The organism is Pseudoalteromonas sp. APC 3355 (genome assembly GCF_030407615.1).
Lineage (GTDB): Bacteria > Pseudomonadota > Gammaproteobacteria > Enterobacterales > Alteromonadaceae > Pseudoalteromonas > Pseudoalteromonas distincta.
The window spans coordinates 157,119-172,879 of the sequence record NZ_JASDDB010000009.1 but is presented as its reverse complement, the minus strand read 5'-3'; the positions used below and the strand labels follow the sequence as shown (position 1 = coordinate 172,879).

Below are 15,761 nucleotides of genomic sequence, written 5' to 3'. Positions count from 1 at the left end.
AATCCAATAATTTGTTACTTTTTTAATCATAGCAAATATTGGTTAAATATCAAACTTAAAGTTACCTAAAATGGGGGCTATTACGCCATATTACTTGGGTAACATCTTCAATTAAGTTACATTAACGCAATACACTATTTATTGATGGAGTTAATCATGTTTAACCCAGAACAAAAATATTTAATAGCCCCTTCTATTTTGTCTGCTGATTTTGCAAAGCTAGGCGAAGATGTTGATAAAGTTCTCGAAGCGGGTGCTGACGTGGTTCACTTTGATGTAATGGATAATCACTATGTACCTAATCTCACGATTGGTCCTATGGTGTGTAAAGCACTAAGAGATTACGGTATTACAGCACCTATCGACGTACATTTAATGGTTAAGCCTGTAGATAGCATAATACCTTTGTTTGCTGAGGCTGGTGCTTCTATTATTACTTTTCATCCTGAAGCCAGTGAGCACGTTGATCGCACAATACAGTTAATAAAAGATCACGGCTGTAAGGCAGGCTTGGTGTTCAATCCTGCAACAAGCCTAAGTTATTTAGACCATGTTATTGATAAGCTAGATACCATTTTACTAATGTCGGTAAATCCTGGGTTTGGCGGGCAAAGCTTTATCCCTCATACGCTTGAAAAATTACGCCAAGCAAAACAGCGTATTATTGAATCAGGCCGAGATATTCGCTTAGAGGTTGATGGTGGTATTAAAGTCGATAATATTGCAGCAGCGGCTCGAGCGGGTGCTGATATGTTTGTTGCAGGCTCAGCTATTTTTAATCAACCTGATTACAAAGTGGTGATTGATCAAATGCGTGAGCAGCTTGGAAGTGTTAAGTAATGAAGTACGATGTCGCCTTATTTGATTTAGATGGTACTTTGGTTGATAGCGTTTACGACTTGTATATCGCTATTAATTTAACCTTGAGCGATTTTGCTTTTCCTATTGTTAGTCAACGCTTGGTTGAAAGTTGGATTGGTAATGGGGTTGAAGTCCTTGTCAAGCGCGCTTTGAGTGGCGATATGCAAGTGAGTGAAAATCTAGATGAGTCACTTAGTGGCAAAGCAATATTACAGTTCTATAAATATTATGAACAACAAGTTGGTGAGTATAGTGTTTTGTACCAACATGTAGAAACAGGGCTTGCAGCACTTCGCAGTATGCCTAAAGCATTAATCACTAATAAGTCTCGAATTTTTACAGAGAAACTACTCGAAAAATTGGCACTAACGAGTCATTTTGATGTGGTTGTATGTGGTGACGACATGGCAAAAAAACCATCGCCAGAACCATTGCTATTTGCCTGCAAAAAACTAAATGCGGAGCCTAATAAAGCAATAATGATAGGTGATTCTAAAAGCGATATACTTGCAGCTAAAGCCGCTAATATAGACGTAATTGCACTTAGTTATGGCTATAACCAAGGTGAAAGTCTTGAGGATTATAATCCGCAGTACCTATGCGATAACTTCTTAGATATAATAGCTGTTCTAACGCAGCGTTAAATATTATTCATTAAGCAAAATAAAGGAAAATCATGAGTAAACCAGTAGTTTTAAGCGGCATTCAGCCAACCGGTGGTATGACAATAGGCAACTATGTTGGCGCTATTAACCAGTGGCTAAAGTTACAGGAAGACCACGAAAGTTTCTTTATGTTAGTAGACTTACACGCTATTACGGTTCGCCAAGAGCCTGAATTACTGCGCTCTCGAGTGTTAGATGGTATTGCTCTTTACGCGGCATGCGGCATTGATCCTGAAAAATCTGCGTTATTTGTACAATCGCAAGTACCTGAGCATGCACAATTAGCGTGGGTATTAAATTGTTACGCGCAAATGGGTGAGCTTAATCGAATGACTCAGTTTAAAGACAAGTCATCTAAGCACGCAAATAACGTAAACGTGGGCTTATTTTCATATCCAGTATTGCAAGCTGCGGATATTTTATTATACCAAGCTGATCAAGTACCAGTTGGGGATGATCAAAAGCAACACTTAGAGCTGACTCGCGATATAGCCACACGCTTTAATAATTTATATGGCGACGTATTTAAATTACCAGAGCCGTACATCCCTGAGTTTGGTGCACGCGTAATGAGCTTGCAAGATCCACTTAAAAAAATGTCTAAGTCTGACGAAAACCCAAATGGTTACATCATGTTATTAGATGAGCCTAAGCAAATTGTGAAAAAGCTTAAAAAAGCAGTAACTGATTCAGATGAACAAGCACGTATTTATTTTGATCGTACAGAAAAGCCTGGCGTATCAAACTTGCTTACTTTATTGAGTGTTGCAACTAAGCGCTCAATTGAAGACCTAGTTCCTGAATATGAAGATAAAATGTATGGCCATTTAAAGAAAGATACAGCAGATGCAGTTGTAAATATGATTGAGCCAATTCAAGCACGCTTTAAAGAGATCAGAGAAGATCAAAACCTACTTGATGGCATAATGAAGTCAGGTGCTGAAAAAGCAAGTGTACGCGCTGAGAAAACATTGAAATCGGTATACGATGCGCTTGGTTTTATTCCTCGCGGGTAAGTTTATTAAAATAAAAAAATGCCGCTTGTTAGCGGCATTTTTTATATAGCACATATCAACATGATAGACCCAAATAGAAACAGTAGCGATATAGCTAGTTTGTCTGTTTTATCCATTATTCAGCCCCTCTTACTGTTATATCTGCCGTGCTATCAATATTAACTAGAGAAACTTTATAGCCCTTGTTTTCAAGTAGGGTAAGTAAACTATCTTGTCCTGCAAGATGGGCAACTCCAACAAGTACAAACTCATTTTTGTCGTTGTTAAACATGGCTTCTACTTTTGGTAACCAATCATTATTTCTATCTGTAATGATTTGTTTATAGCTATTCGGATCATTTTTCTGCATATCTTCAAGTGCCACTTTATTCAGTGTGTCTGTATCACCTTTGCGCCAGGCAGCTAAAAGTCCTTTAAACATATCGCCATAGTTGTGCAGCTCGGCTAAGTTATGTTTAATGAAGTCGTTTTCGTTGCCTTGACCCATTTTTTTAAAAAGCTCTAACTGAAATTCCATTGTTTCTAAGTAATTTTTTGTTTTGTTATCTTCAGTCGCTTTTTTAGTAAAGTAAGCATCAACACCTTCACCCATTAAATTTTGCTTTTGAAGCTCCATCGACATTAAAACAATACCAACCATAGCAGGGCGAAAGCCATCTAACTTAGCGAGATTAGCGCCAAACTCGTTAAGCTTATTTTCAAGTGATGCCTTAATCTCGGGTTCTAGTTTTTGACTTAATGTTTCGTTATTTGTATACGATAGTGCGCCTAACATTTGCATTTGCGCATTAGTATCGGCTGGGTCAGATAACGGTGCTTCTAAAATAATTGTATCCGCTTGTTCATAAGCATGGTTGAACTCAGCGGGTAGTGGCATTTCAGCTTTAGGTAGTATGTGAACTGTACCGCCAATAAATAGTGAGTCATTACCATTGCTTACTTGCCATACAGAGCTTTGAGCCTGTGCTGTATTTGCTAAAAGACTACAGCTAAGTAATACGCTGGCAGATACTAATTTTTTTGTGAATTTTTTCATGATAATTCCTTTATGTAACTTTTAATTTTATTGTTTTTAGTTCGATAACACAGTGCTGAAATATGCAGTGATTGAGGATGTTACCTTTGAAAGGTTTTTATCAATTTGCGAGTTTATTTTGCTCATTGAAGAGTCAAGCTCAGCTGATATTTTTTCATCTATCGAAGAAAGTAACGTTTGTGTATCAACATTACTTTTTAAAGACTCAGTGGCGTCTATGTTGTTTGTTTCTTGCTGCTTTTTATTAACTGGGTTAATCGCCTCTACGCTTTCACCAATTATGCATTGATTAAAATTACTTTGAACGGTGTGTTGTTTAGCGTCAGCTGCAATAGCTGAAGTTGTATTAAAAGCAGTTGCTAGTAGTAAAGCCGGTAGTACTTTTTTCATTGTGCTATTCATAATTAAACCTTTTATATTTTTAATTGCAGCCAATTTAGAATCACAAATGATTTTTTACTAAGCTGCTTGTTGATGACGGTTTAAAGAATATCGCTGAATTTATTGAGAGTCGCTTATCTAGTTATGAGCAATTAATAGATAAGGTTTTTAAATTAAATAATTGTTTTAATTTAGAGGGTTAGCCTTAAACCTTATAATGCTAATATAAGGTTTAAAATGCTTTTTCTATAAAATAAAGTGTAGATGTGATACGGTTTATAAAAATAAAAATACGTAAAGACTATGAATTATCAAATCGGACCTTGGCAATTTATTAGTAATCGCTGTGTGATTACTTCAAACCATTTAGAAAGGGAATTAGATCCACTCTTAGTAAAGCTATTACTTCACTTTATAGACAAGCCTCAACAAATTGTTTCCCGCCAAGAGCTTATTGAGAGTGTATGGCAACAGAGCTTTGTTGATGATAATGCGATTAACCGTGCAATCTCAGAGTTAAGAAAGCAGCTTGCCCATCCAATTGAAAAAGCGCCGCTTTTAAAAACGCATTACCGTAAAGGATATAGCCTAACAGTAATACCTGAGCGTTTAACGAAAGCAAACGTTTCTAATGAGCCTGCAAACATTTTGCCTGACTCACCAGGTATTTCTGCCAAAAATGAAGAGATAGCTACTGCAACTACTTCTCAACCAGTTCAAAAAAAGAACAGTAAAAAGTTTTTGATTTATTCTTTACTCGTCATTATTTGCCTGTGCTCTTTAGTATGGTTTGGGTTGTTTTTTATTAATGCACCTTCTAGCGAAAAGATTAAACAGATCACGGTTAATAAGGTAGCAAGCACGTGGAATATAGGCAGTGAGGTTCACCCTGAGATGTCCTCAGATAAACAATATTTAGCTTATACAAATGTTGAACCTGAAAATGACGTAATGCATGCATTTGTAAAGCGACTATCTGATCAAAGGGAAGTTGAAATTACCTATCCTGGCTTTCAAGTATCTATTTTATCGTGGCAGTTAAATCAGCACGCAGTGCTTATACAAGCTACAAACTTAAAACAACAGCAGTGCGAAATGGTACTGGTTGATTTAAGCCAGTTTCCTATTGTTGGTGAGGCTACATTAATTAAAAAGTGCGACCTTAGATACACAGGTTATGCGCAAGTAGACGAAAGTGGTGAGCATATTTATTACACCGAATATAAAAATGAGCATGAGGGTTCAGGTTTATATAAATATGATTTAGAGTTACAAAAAGAGTCCATTGTTATTCCACCACCAGGTGTAATGTATGGCGTAATAATGCCGCGCTTATCTTCTTCAGGTAATAAAATAGCATATATACTTAGTCAAAAGGGTAAGCCTTTTTCTGTATTTAGCTACAACTTTGAGACCCATGAAACCAAGCGATTATTTAAAGCAAAGAAAAGCATAATTAGCTTCGCGTTTGACTGGCTTGCAGACGATAAAGGCGTGATTGTTTTTGAAGACTCTGACCTTTCAACCATTGTGTTTGATGAAAATAATATTATTAAACGCACACTAACGGTTACCCCAGCAATTTCACCTTATTATATTGCAGTTCAATCTGCTAATAGCCTCTTTTACTCAGCAAATAAAACACAAGCATTTTCGTTAATTAAAGCGACTAATCTTTTTAACGAAACTCCTGAGTATGAACCACTCTACAAAAGTGATGAAGACGACTACCACATTGTAGAAGTCATTAATGAGAAAGGGCCAGCGCATATTTTTGTATCCGAGCGCTCTGGCAGCAGTCAGTTGTGGTTATCTCAAAATGGACTTACAAAGCAACTTAGTAACTTTACTTATGAAGGGAAATCTACCTTTGCTATTGGCGGGCTAAGAGTATCGAGTAAGCAAGATCGTGTTTTATTAAGAGTTAATAGCGATATTGCATTTTTTGACGTTATGTCGAACAAACTCTATACCATAGCTGAGTTTAAAGGGCGAAAAATACTAAACTATGTATGGTCTAAAGATAATGAAAGTATAATTTATTTAGAGCGAAGTGGTTCAGAAAACCTATTTGCTCAGTTTAATTTATTAACGCGAGACACAACTATATTAGAGGATATTAAAGCCAACAAATTAATTTCAGGCGCTGACGGTACTAATTATGCAATTACTAATAATCAGTTAGTTAAACTATCAAATAAACAGAGTTGGGAATTACCCAAAGACGCGCGACAAGCACAACTTTTTGCCATTAATGGTAATTACCTCTACTACTCTGATGCTATTTCAAGAGTTGCTCGGCTTAATTTAGAAGATAAAACAGTAAAAGATGTGCACGTGGATTTTAAACCTGTCGCATTTTTTATTAGTGATAACAATCAAATTTTCTTTACAGAATCAAAATATAAAGACATGCAAATAATACAGATAAGTTGGAATAACTAGGGTCTGTTGATCTTTCAAGGTTAAATTTGCAGCAGTGTGTTGTTTTTCTTTAATAACATTTTCGATTGTTATACCAATTCGCTTAATTAAATAAGCTATTTTGAGGCTGGAAAAACGTGTTGGTAGCTAGGCAAAAAATTCGCTATTTAGTTGTTCTAAATGAGAATTTTTTAACACAGGTAGCGACACGTTTAGCCCCGCAAAATGATTAAGTATTATTGCGGATTGGTATTATGTTGATAAAAGAAAAATTAGAGCCAAAAAATAGCGAGAAGTGAATCTTCTCGCCATTTTTAATTAAGTGCAATCTCGACAGTTAAATAACCTCAAAGCCGATTAATTTGTCACAACTGGACCTCTATTTATTTAATAGAGGTTTTAAGTAATGCCCAGTATGTGAACGCTCACATTCGGCTACTTCTTCTGGCTTACCTGCAATGAGTATTTCACCACCACCAGCTCCGCCTTCAGGTCCTAAATCGATAACCCAATCTGCTGTTTTAATAACATCGAGGTTGTGCTCAATAACGACAATTGTATTACCGTGATCGCGCAAGCGATGAAGTACAACAAGCAGCTGTTCAATATCAGCAAAGTGTAAGCCTGTTGTTGGCTCATCTAATATGTAGAGTGTTTTACCTGTATCACGCTTTGATAGCTCGCGTGCTAGTTTTACACGTTGCGCTTCACCACCTGAAAGCGTGGTAGCGGCTTGACCTAAGCGGACATACGATAAACCAACGTCCATCAGCGTTTTAAGTTTACGCGCAATAGCCGGTATTTTATCAAAGTAATCATGAGCGTCTTCAACAGTCATCTCAAGTACTTGGTGTATGTTTTTACCTTTGTATTGTACTTCGAGCGTTTCACGGTTATAGCGTTTGCTCTTACACACATCACACGGTACATACACATCAGGTAAAAAGTGCATTTCAACTTTAATTAAGCCATCACCTTGGCACGCTTCACAGCGTCCGCCTTTAACGTTAAAGCTAAAGCGACCTACTTTGTAGCCACGTGAACGCGCTTCTTGTGTGCCTGCAAATAACTCACGAATGCCGGTAAATATACCTGTGTAGGTTGCCGGATTTGAACGAGGAGTACGACCAATTGGGCTTTGATCAATATCGATCACTTTATCAAAATGATCTAAACCGCTAATTGATTTATACGGTGCCGCTTCGGCAGTGGTTGCGCCATTTAGCTCTGTATGAGCTAGTTTAAATAAAGTATCGTTTATTAGCGTTGATTTACCTGAGCCCGATACACCAGTCACACAGGTCATTAAACCAAATGGAATTTTTAAATCCACATTTTTAAGGTTATTACCCGTTGCGCCAAATAGCTCTAGCCATTTGTCGTTCGTTGGGTGACGCTCTTTTGGTATTTCTATTCTACGAACGCCTGATAAAAATTGGCCCGTAACAGACTCTTTGCTTGCTAAAATATCGTCGCGCGTACCTTGAGCAATAATATGCCCACCATGAACCCCCGCACCTGGACCAATATCAATAATATGATCAGCAGCACGAATAGCATCTTCATCGTGCTCTACCACAATAACGGTGTTACCTAAGTCGCGTAAATGGATTAGTGTTTGTAGTAAGCGGTCGTTATCGCGTTGATGTAGCCCAATTGATGGCTCATCTAGTACGTACATTACACCTACAAGACCGGCACCAATTTGACTGGCTAAGCGGATACGTTGAGCCTCACCACCTGATAATGTATCGGCGCTACGTTCAAGTGATAAATAATTTAGGCCAACGTTAATTAAAAACGATAAGCGGTCGCGAATTTCTTTTAATATTTTTTCAGCTATTTGGCCTTTTTGTCCGGTTAACTCTAAACCTTCAAAAAATTCCATGGCTTCACCAATACTCATGCATGTGATTGCAGGTAAGTTGGTTTGTCCAATAAATACATTTCGAGATTCTTCGCGTAAGCGCGAGCCATGACAGCTAGGACACGCTTGGCTTGTTTGGTATTTAGCAAGCTCTTCGCGTACAGAGTTTGACTCGGTCTCACGGTAGCGCCGATTCATGTTATTTAAAACGCCTTCAAACTCATGGTTACGCGTAATTAAATCGCCACGGTCGTTACGGTAATTAAACGCAATTTTAGTGCTACCAGAGCCGTCTAATATAATTTTTTTCGAGTCGCTGTCTAAATCTTGATAAGGCACATCTAAATCAAAATTGTAATGATCTGCAACCGCTTGCAGCATTTGATAGTAATAAAAGCTGCGTTTATCCCAGCCTTTAATTGCACCGCCAGCAAGGCTTAACTCTGGGTTATGCACTACGCGATTAGGATCAAAATATTGACGTATACCTAAGCCATCGCAGGTTTGGCAAGCACCAGCTGGGTTATTAAACGAAAACAAGCGCGGCTCAAGTTCAGTCATTGCATAGCCACAAGTAGGGCAGGCAAAATTTGCTGAAAATAGAATCTCTTCAGCGCTGCTATCGTCCATATATGCTACATGTGCAACACCATTAGACATTTCAAGTGCAGTTTCGAACGATTCTGCTAAGCGTTGTTGTAAGCCATCTTTTACTTTAAATCTGTCTACAACAACTTCTATTGTATGTTTTTTATGAAGCTCAAGCGTTGGAGGATCAGATAAGTCACATACTTCACCGTCTATACGGGCGCGAATGTAACCTTGGCTAGATAGCTGTTCTAATAACTTAACATGCTCACCTTTACGCTCTTTTACTATTGGCGCAAGCAGCATTAATTTACTGCCCTCAGGTAGAGCCAAAACAGTATCTACCATTTGGCTAACGGTTTGCGCAGCAAGTGGTAAATCATGTGTAGGACATCGTGGTTCGCCAACGCGGGCAAACATAAGTCGTAAATAGTCGTAAATTTCGGTAATAGTACCTACGGTTGAACGCGGGTTATGAGACGTTGACTTTTGCTCAATAGAAATGGCAGGAGAGAGGCCTTCGATGTGATCCACATCAGGCTTTTCCATGAGCGATAAAAATTGTCTTGCGTACGCAGAGAGTGATTCAACATATCGGCGTTGTCCTTCTGCATAAAGCGTATCAAATGCAAGTGATGACTTCCCCGAACCAGATAGACCCGTAATAACTATTAATTTATCACGTGGGATGGTTAGGCTGATGTCTTTTAAATTGTGCGTTCGGGCGCCTCGGACTTCAATGTTTTCCATGCTATCTCGTTTATTACCAAAATTATTTACTCAGTATCGCATAATACGAAGCAATATTAATCCTTGATCAATGAAAAATCCTTACTTATAGGCGATTAATTATTGCCAAGCTTATGGTAGAATCCCAACCTCAATTTTTCATAGAGTAAGATCACGCAGATAATGACCGCATCTTCACTTAATTCACGAGAAAAACGCGCCGCTGTATCACTGGCGAGTGTGTTTGCATTTAGAATGCTCGGCTTGTTTATGCTGATGCCTGTATTGGCTATTTATGGACAATCGCTTGAAGGTTTTTCGCCTATTTGGATTGGTTTTGCCATTGGTGCGTATGGTTTAACGCAAGCTGTATTACAAATACCTATGGGTCGATTATCCGATAAGATTGGTCGTAAAAAGGTTATTGTTGGTGGCTTAGTTGTATTTGCTATTGGCTCTGTAGTTGCTGCATTAGCTGACTCTATCCAAATGGTTACTGTAGGCCGTGCTTTACAAGGTATGGGCGCAATAGCCAGTGCGCTACTCGCGTTTGCTTCAGATTTAAGCCGTGATGAGCAACGGCCAAAAGTAATGGCCGTTATTGGTATGAGCATAGGCATGAGCTTTGCTTTTGCTATGTTACTTGGGCCAATTGTCGCCGCTTCGTGGGGTATTGCTGGTGTATTTTGGTTGACTGCTATTTTAGCTGTCTTTGGTATATTTATAGTAACCATGTTAGTGCCAAAGGCGGTAAGTAAAGCGCCCAAAGGCGATACATTAGCAAGCTTTAGCGACATTAAAAAATTAATTAAACACCCTCAGTTAGCACGATTAAATGCAGGTGTACTGTTATTGCATTTAACGCTAACCACAATTTTTGTGGTACTGCCGAGTCAATTAATTAAAGATGGCTTGGTTGCCGACCATCACTGGTATTTGTATATTCCAGTGCTATTTTTAGCCTTTTTATTAATGGTACCAATAATGATTGTGGCCATTAAAAAAGAGAAAGAAAAACAAGCGTTCATTGGCTCAGTAGCCTTGTTAACTATTAGTATGTTAGCAATGTCGGTATGGGTTAATAGTGTAGTAGGCATTGCAGTGTGTATGCTGCTTTATTTTGTGGCGTTTAACTTTTTAGAAGCCACTATGCCTGCGCTTGTATCGCGAATAGCACCTGCAAGCCAAAAAGGTTCAGCAATGGGTGGCTACTCATCTAGTCAGTTTTTAGGCGCCTTTTTGGGCGGTATGTTAGGTGGCTATGTAGCACAAACTACAACGACGCAAGCTGTGTTTGCGGCAGCGGCACTTGTTGGGTTAATATGGCTTATTATTGCGTGGAAAATGCAAGTCCCACCCAAAAGTAAAGTTATTAGTTTAATGACCAAATTAGATTCTGAAGAGCATGCTCAAGTACTTGCTTCTCAGTTAGTTGCTTTACCAGGTGTAATAGAAGCAACTGTGGTTCGCGATGAAAGTCGCAGCTATTTAAAGATTAATGATAAAGAATTTGACCTAGACCAAGCGCGTAAAGTCGCTGGTTTAATCTAACATTTATAGGAGATGGTTCCATGGCACGCGGTGTGAACAAAGTAATTTTGGTTGGTAATTTAGGGCAAGATCCTGAAGTTCGTTATATGCCTAACGGCAACGGTGTAGCAAATATTACCCTAGCAACTTCGGATAGCTATAAAGATAAGAACACTGGCCAAATGGTTGATAAAACTGAGTGGCACCGTGTTGTATTTTTTGGCAAGTTAGCTGAAATTGTTGGTGAATATTGTCGTAAAGGTTCACAAATTTATGTTGAAGGTAAACTTCAAACACGTAAGTGGACCGATCAACAAGGCCAAGAAAAGTACACTACAGAAATAGTCGTAGATGGCTTTACTGGTCAAATGCAAATGTTGGGCGCACGTGGTGGCGATCAACAAAGTGGTGGTTACCAAGGTAATCAATCACAAGGTGGGCAACAAGGTGGTGGTTACCAAGGTAATCAAGCGCAAAGTGCTCAACAAAGCGGTGGTTACGGCCAAAATAATCAAGGCCAAAATAACCAGCAACAAGGTGGTTATGCTCCACAACAGCAAGCAGCACCTGCAGCGCAACCTCAGTCAGCGCCAGCACCACAACAAAATAATCAATACCAACAACCGCAAGGCGGCTTTGCACCACAACAAAATAGTGCACCGCAGCAGCAAGGTGGTTTCGCTCCTAAACCACAAAGTGCTCCGCAAGGTGGTGCATCAAACCCAATGGAACCAACCATTGATTTTGATGACGATATCCCGTTCTAGTTTTCCAACTTTTACAGTGTAAAGATAATTAGATTCTTTACACTTTTTACTCTAAACCCAGTATTCGTACTGGGTTTTTTATGCGTATTGCGCTGTGATGATAATCAAAAAACTATCAATATAAGACCTCATTAGGCTGTAAAGTGAAATAGTATTGTTGGTAATGTTAAATTACAGTAAATTTTATCTTGTATTTAATTGATATATATATCGTTAACACTTACCATTAAACTACTTTCCCCTGATTACACAATGAGAAACATGAAAACTAATATCTTATTTTTATTTCTTGTTTTTCAATTCTTGAGCCCTAGTTCACACGCTCAAACTCCTTCAAATGTTACTCATATTTTATTTATAAATTCAACAAATCAAGATATGCCTTGGTATAAAAGTGTTGAGCTTGGGCTGCGTACAGAGCTTACAAAACGTTCTTTTAGTTATGAACTATTTGTCGAAAATATGGATGTAAATCGCTTTGATGAAGTTAATCAAAAACAGTTAATGAAAGACTACCTCAAACAAAAATATAAAAATAAGCACATCGATATCATCGTTACTCAGTCGCCATCTGCAGCGACGTTACTATCTCAATTAGATGATTTTTTTATAAATGCTCCACGAATATACTTAGAGCCAGGCGCCCAGTTTAATCTACCAAAAAAGACCAGCGGAGCTGTGATCCAAGCTAAATTAGATTATGCGCAAGCAACAGCAAATGCTGTTAATTTAATGAAGCCTAAAAAATTGATCGTGATTTTAGATACAAAAAACGATATTGGTATGAGCTTTCATCGAGGACTATTTTCGGTTATTAACCGTGATTTTTCGTATTTAAATGTAGAAAAGTGGTTTGATCTTCCATTACCAGAATTACTCACCAGAGTAAGAAATGCCCCAGCAGATTCAATTATTTTATTTACCCCCATTTTTAGGCGTTACGATAATAAATCACTTAGCCCTTATCAGCTAGTAGAGCGATTAACTGAAGAAAGTCCGGCGCCAGTGTTTAGCTATTGGGAAGTACTATTAGGCTCGGGTGTTGTTGGTGGGTATGTTCTGTCGGGTGAAAAAATAGGTAAACGCATTGCCGATTCAATAGTTTTTTATAATGAAAACAAAGCGTTAAATGAAATTAGTGGTGAAGGGCTTAGTACATACTCATATGATTGGCGACAATTAAGTAAGTTTAATATTGCTCCGCAGAGCTTGCCAGAAGAGTCAATTATCTCTTATTACGAGCCAACTTACTTTGAGAAAAATAAAATATTAATTTACAGCGCTACTGCAATTATTTTTATTCTTAGCAGTTTTTTAGTTTTTGTTTTGTTTTTAAACCAACGCCGTATTCAACTTTTAAAAGAGCTTGATGAAGAAAAGCAAAGATTAGAGTCGCGCGTTAAAGAGCGCACTGAAGAGCTTTTGCACGCCAAGGAGGAAGCAGAGCATCTGACATCCGCTAAGTCTGAGTTTTTAGCAAATATGAGTCATGAAATTAGAACCCCTATGAGTGGAATTATTGGTTTGACTAATATTTTGCTCGAAAAAGGTTTACCTGGTGAGTATGAGCATTATTTAGATAAAATTAAATATTCCTCAGATCAACTCCTGGTGGTTATTAACGATATTTTAGACTTTTCAAAAATTGAGTCTGGAAACATTAACCTTGAAGAATTTCCCTTTTCTGTAAATTCGATTGTTGATTATATCAAAGCAACCTTCAATGAATTGGCCCAAAGTAAAGGGGTCACATTTGATATTGTCATTGATGAGGCAGTTAAACTGGACTTAATCGGCGATGTAGTGCGAATAAATCAGGTGCTGTTAAATTTATGCTCTAACGCAATTAAATTCACCCCTCACGGCACTGTATCGGTTTTAATTGAGTCAAGAAAGTTATTAGACGATCCGCAAAGTGTTTGCTTATATTTTACAGTTAAAGACTCAGGTATTGGCATCGCTGAGGATAATCTTAGCAATTTATTTGAATCATTTACTCAGGCAGATAGTTCTACAACTAGGAAGTTTGGTGGTACAGGGTTAGGTTTAACAATTAGTAAGCGTTTATGCCAATTGATGGGTGGTGATATAACAGTACACAGCACTCAAGGTGTGGGTAGTGAGTTTGTAGCTTCGGTGGAAGTTAAATTGAACAACCAAGCGTTGATTGATGATACGCCTAACCTAATCTTTACTGATCCGTTTGATGTATTAATTATAGATGATAATGAAGAGGACCTTAAAGTAATTGAAAATCAGCTTACAGCTATGGGTCTAGCATGTACTGCGTGCTCGTCTGCTAAGCAAGCTATTGATATTATTGAACAGAATAAAGAAAAATTTAAAGTCATTATTGTCGATTGGATAATGCCAGCGATGAGTAGTGAAACATTTTTAACGCGTATTTATAATATTAATCCCCAGCTTTGCAATAATATAATTGTACTTACAAGGGATCATGAGGTTTTACTTAATGATGTGGCTAACAAAATAAATATAAACACAATTTTGCAAAAACCTGTTTATTCGAGTGTCTTGTATGAGGAGGTTAAAAGTAGAGTAGTCGGTTCTTTTAATGAAGTGCCTAAAGTAAATACTGTGAGTGAACAGTCGCTGGCGGGTATTAAAGTATTAGTTGTGGAAGATAATTCAATCAATCGACTCATAGTTACCAACATACTAGAAAATAGCGGCGCTCAGGTTTACTTAGTTGATAATGGATTAGAGTGCATCCAAACAGTAAAATTAGAGCCGTTTGATATAATTTTAATGGATATTCATATGCCTATCATGGACGGTGTTGAGGCGACTCAAATTATTCGTAATGATAGTGATGAAACTATCGCAAATATTCCAATAATTGCCTTAACAGCTAATGTTATGAAAGATGATATTACACGATACTTATCCATTGGCATGAATGCTCATGTTGCAAAACCCATTAAAACACAAAAACTACGTGAAACTATAATTCGCTGTTTAAATAAATAGTTGCGCTATACATATAATTTAATATTTTTATCAAATACCTACCGCAATCCCTTCCATTGGCTTGAGCCGATTTGTTAATAACTCAAAAAAATTTATAAAATAGAATTTGACTCACGTGTGTATGTATGTGAAATTTCATATATTCGATTTTTCGTATATTAACTTGATAAAGGTTGAGTTATAAATGTCAGAAGTTAATGGGTTACCAAATACAAATAAAACACACAGCGTTGTTCCACATACTAAAAATTTTAACGTTAGTTTTTCTGAGCACAAACCTAAAATTTTATTGTTATATGGATCATTAAGAGCGCGTTCTTATAGTAAGTTGATAATAGAGGAGAGTGCACGTTTATTAACGTATTTTGGTGCTGAGGTTAAAATTTTTAATCCTGAAGGTTTACCTCAAACAGATAGTGAAGATGAATCACACCCTAAAGTACAAGAGTTACGAGATTTAATGCTTTGGTCAGAAGGGCAAGTATGGTGCTCTCCAGAACGTCATGGCTCAATGACGAGTATATTCAAAAACCAAATTGATTGGATACCACTTAATTTAGGTGGTGTAAGGCCAACGCAAGGTAAAACACTCGCAGTGCTGCAAGTTTGTGGTGGTTCGCAATCATTTAATGTAGTGAATCAGCTGCGTGTATTGGGGCGTTGGATGCGTATGGTAACAATACCAAATCAGTCCTCAGTGCCACAAGCTCATTTAGAATTTGAAGAGAATGGGCGCATGAAACCCTCTCCACTTTATAATCGGATTGTTGATGTTATGGAGGAGTTGATAAAATTTACTTTGTTATTACGAGATCAAAAAGATTACTTTGTAGATCGTTATTCTGAACGTGTGGAATCTGCAGAAGAACTTAGCCAACGCGTTAATCAAAGCTCTATTTAGGATAG

General features: G+C 37.7%; 11 protein-coding genes. 8 read left to right on the top strand and 3 right to left on the bottom strand.

Annotated features, from left to right (window positions below; all coding sequences use genetic code 11):
• Window positions 1-156: 156 nt before the first annotated feature.
• The 3 genes from rpe to trpS are packed head-to-tail and all read left to right on the top strand — an operon-like array spanning window position 157 to window position 2,542.
• Window positions 157-840: a ribulose-phosphate 3-epimerase gene (gene rpe / locus QMA08_RS13335; protein WP_002958386.1), complete on the top strand. Its 684-nt coding sequence runs from the start codon at window positions 157-159 to the stop codon at window positions 838-840.
• Window positions 840-1,505, top strand: a complete 666-nt coding sequence (locus QMA08_RS13330; RefSeq protein ID WP_290174712.1) for a phosphoglycolate phosphatase — start codon at window positions 840-842, stop codon at window positions 1,503-1,505. Before rpe ends, QMA08_RS13330 begins: the two co-directional genes overlap by 1 nt.
• Window positions 1,506-1,537: 32 nt before the next feature.
• Window positions 1,538-2,542 carry a tryptophan--tRNA ligase gene (trpS, locus tag QMA08_RS13325; RefSeq protein ID WP_002958388.1) on the top strand — a complete coding sequence of 335 codons (1,005 nt, stop codon included), beginning with the start codon at window positions 1,538-1,540 and terminating at the stop codon, window positions 2,540-2,542.
• Between the two features lie 115 nt (window positions 2,543-2,657).
• Here the strand turns inward: trpS and QMA08_RS13320 are convergent, their stop codons facing one another.
• Both QMA08_RS13320 and QMA08_RS13315 read right to left on the bottom strand, forming a co-directional pair.
• Window positions 2,658-3,578 carry a TraB/GumN family protein gene (locus QMA08_RS13320; protein ID WP_290174711.1) on the bottom strand — a complete coding sequence of 307 codons (921 nt, stop codon included), beginning with the start codon at window positions 3,576-3,578 and terminating at the stop codon, window positions 2,658-2,660.
• A gap of 36 nt (window positions 3,579-3,614) precedes the next feature.
• On the bottom strand, window positions 3,615-3,980 hold the full coding sequence (locus tag QMA08_RS13315) for a hypothetical protein (RefSeq protein WP_290174710.1): 366 nt from the start codon (window positions 3,978-3,980) through the stop codon (window positions 3,615-3,617).
• 282 nt (window positions 3,981-4,262) lie between these two features.
• Here QMA08_RS13315 and QMA08_RS13310 point away from each other — a divergent pair, with 282 nt between their 5' ends.
• Window positions 4,263-6,404, top strand: coding sequence for a winged helix family transcriptional regulator (locus QMA08_RS13310; RefSeq protein ID WP_290174708.1), 2,142 nt, complete (start codon window positions 4,263-4,265; stop codon window positions 6,402-6,404).
• 358 nt (window positions 6,405-6,762) lie between these two features.
• Here QMA08_RS13310 and uvrA read toward each other — a convergent pair whose 3' ends face one another.
• Window positions 6,763-9,588 carry an excinuclease ABC subunit UvrA gene (gene uvrA / locus QMA08_RS13305; protein ID WP_290174707.1) on the bottom strand — a complete coding sequence of 942 codons (2,826 nt, stop codon included), beginning with the start codon at window positions 9,586-9,588 and terminating at the stop codon, window positions 6,763-6,765.
• A 162-nt stretch (window positions 9,589-9,750) separates the two neighbouring features.
• On the opposite strand from uvrA, the gene QMA08_RS13300 reads away from it, so the two are divergent.
• The 4 genes from QMA08_RS13300 (at window position 9,751) to arsH (ending at window position 15,756) form a co-directional block, all read left to right on the top strand.
• A complete protein-coding gene (locus QMA08_RS13300) occupies window positions 9,751-11,118 on the top strand; it encodes an MFS transporter (protein WP_193225743.1) in 1,368 nt (455 codons plus the stop codon).
• Window positions 11,119-11,138: 20 nt separating this feature from the next.
• Window positions 11,139-11,864, top strand: coding sequence for a single-stranded DNA-binding protein (gene ssb, locus QMA08_RS13295; protein WP_039485810.1), 726 nt, complete (start codon window positions 11,139-11,141; stop codon window positions 11,862-11,864).
• Between the two features lie 261 nt (window positions 11,865-12,125).
• On the top strand, window positions 12,126-14,855 hold the full coding sequence (locus QMA08_RS13290; RefSeq protein ID WP_197120459.1) for a response regulator: 2,730 nt from the start codon (window positions 12,126-12,128) through the stop codon (window positions 14,853-14,855).
• 184 nt (window positions 14,856-15,039) lie between these two features.
• The gene (gene arsH / locus QMA08_RS13285; protein ID WP_290174706.1) at window positions 15,040-15,756 is read left to right on the top strand and encodes an arsenical resistance protein ArsH; all 717 of its coding nucleotides are present in this window, start codon (window positions 15,040-15,042) and stop codon (window positions 15,754-15,756) included.
• The last annotated feature ends 5 nt before the right edge of the window (window positions 15,757-15,761 follow it).

Coding starts and splice junctions, on each gene's coding strand:
- rpe (WP_002958386.1), top strand. CDS start 157: ATGTTTAACCCAGAACAAAAATATTTAATAGCCCCTTCTATTTTGTCT.
- QMA08_RS13330 (WP_290174712.1), top strand. CDS start 840: ATGAAGTACGATGTCGCCTTATTTGATTTAGATGGTACTTTGGTTGAT.
- trpS (WP_002958388.1), top strand. CDS start 1,538: ATGAGTAAACCAGTAGTTTTAAGCGGCATTCAGCCAACCGGTGGTATG.
- QMA08_RS13320 (WP_290174711.1), bottom strand. CDS start 3,578: ATGAAAAAATTCACAAAAAAATTAGTATCTGCCAGCGTATTACTTAGC.
- QMA08_RS13315 (WP_290174710.1), bottom strand. CDS start 3,980: ATGAATAGCACAATGAAAAAAGTACTACCGGCTTTACTACTAGCAACT.
- QMA08_RS13310 (WP_290174708.1), top strand. CDS start 4,263: ATGAATTATCAAATCGGACCTTGGCAATTTATTAGTAATCGCTGTGTG.
- uvrA (WP_290174707.1), bottom strand. CDS start 9,588: ATGGAAAACATTGAAGTCCGAGGCGCCCGAACGCACAATTTAAAAGAC.
- QMA08_RS13300 (WP_193225743.1), top strand. CDS start 9,751: ATGACCGCATCTTCACTTAATTCACGAGAAAAACGCGCCGCTGTATCA.
- ssb (WP_039485810.1), top strand. CDS start 11,139: ATGGCACGCGGTGTGAACAAAGTAATTTTGGTTGGTAATTTAGGGCAA.
- QMA08_RS13290 (WP_197120459.1), top strand. CDS start 12,126: ATGAAAACTAATATCTTATTTTTATTTCTTGTTTTTCAATTCTTGAGC.
- arsH (WP_290174706.1), top strand. CDS start 15,040: ATGTCAGAAGTTAATGGGTTACCAAATACAAATAAAACACACAGCGTT.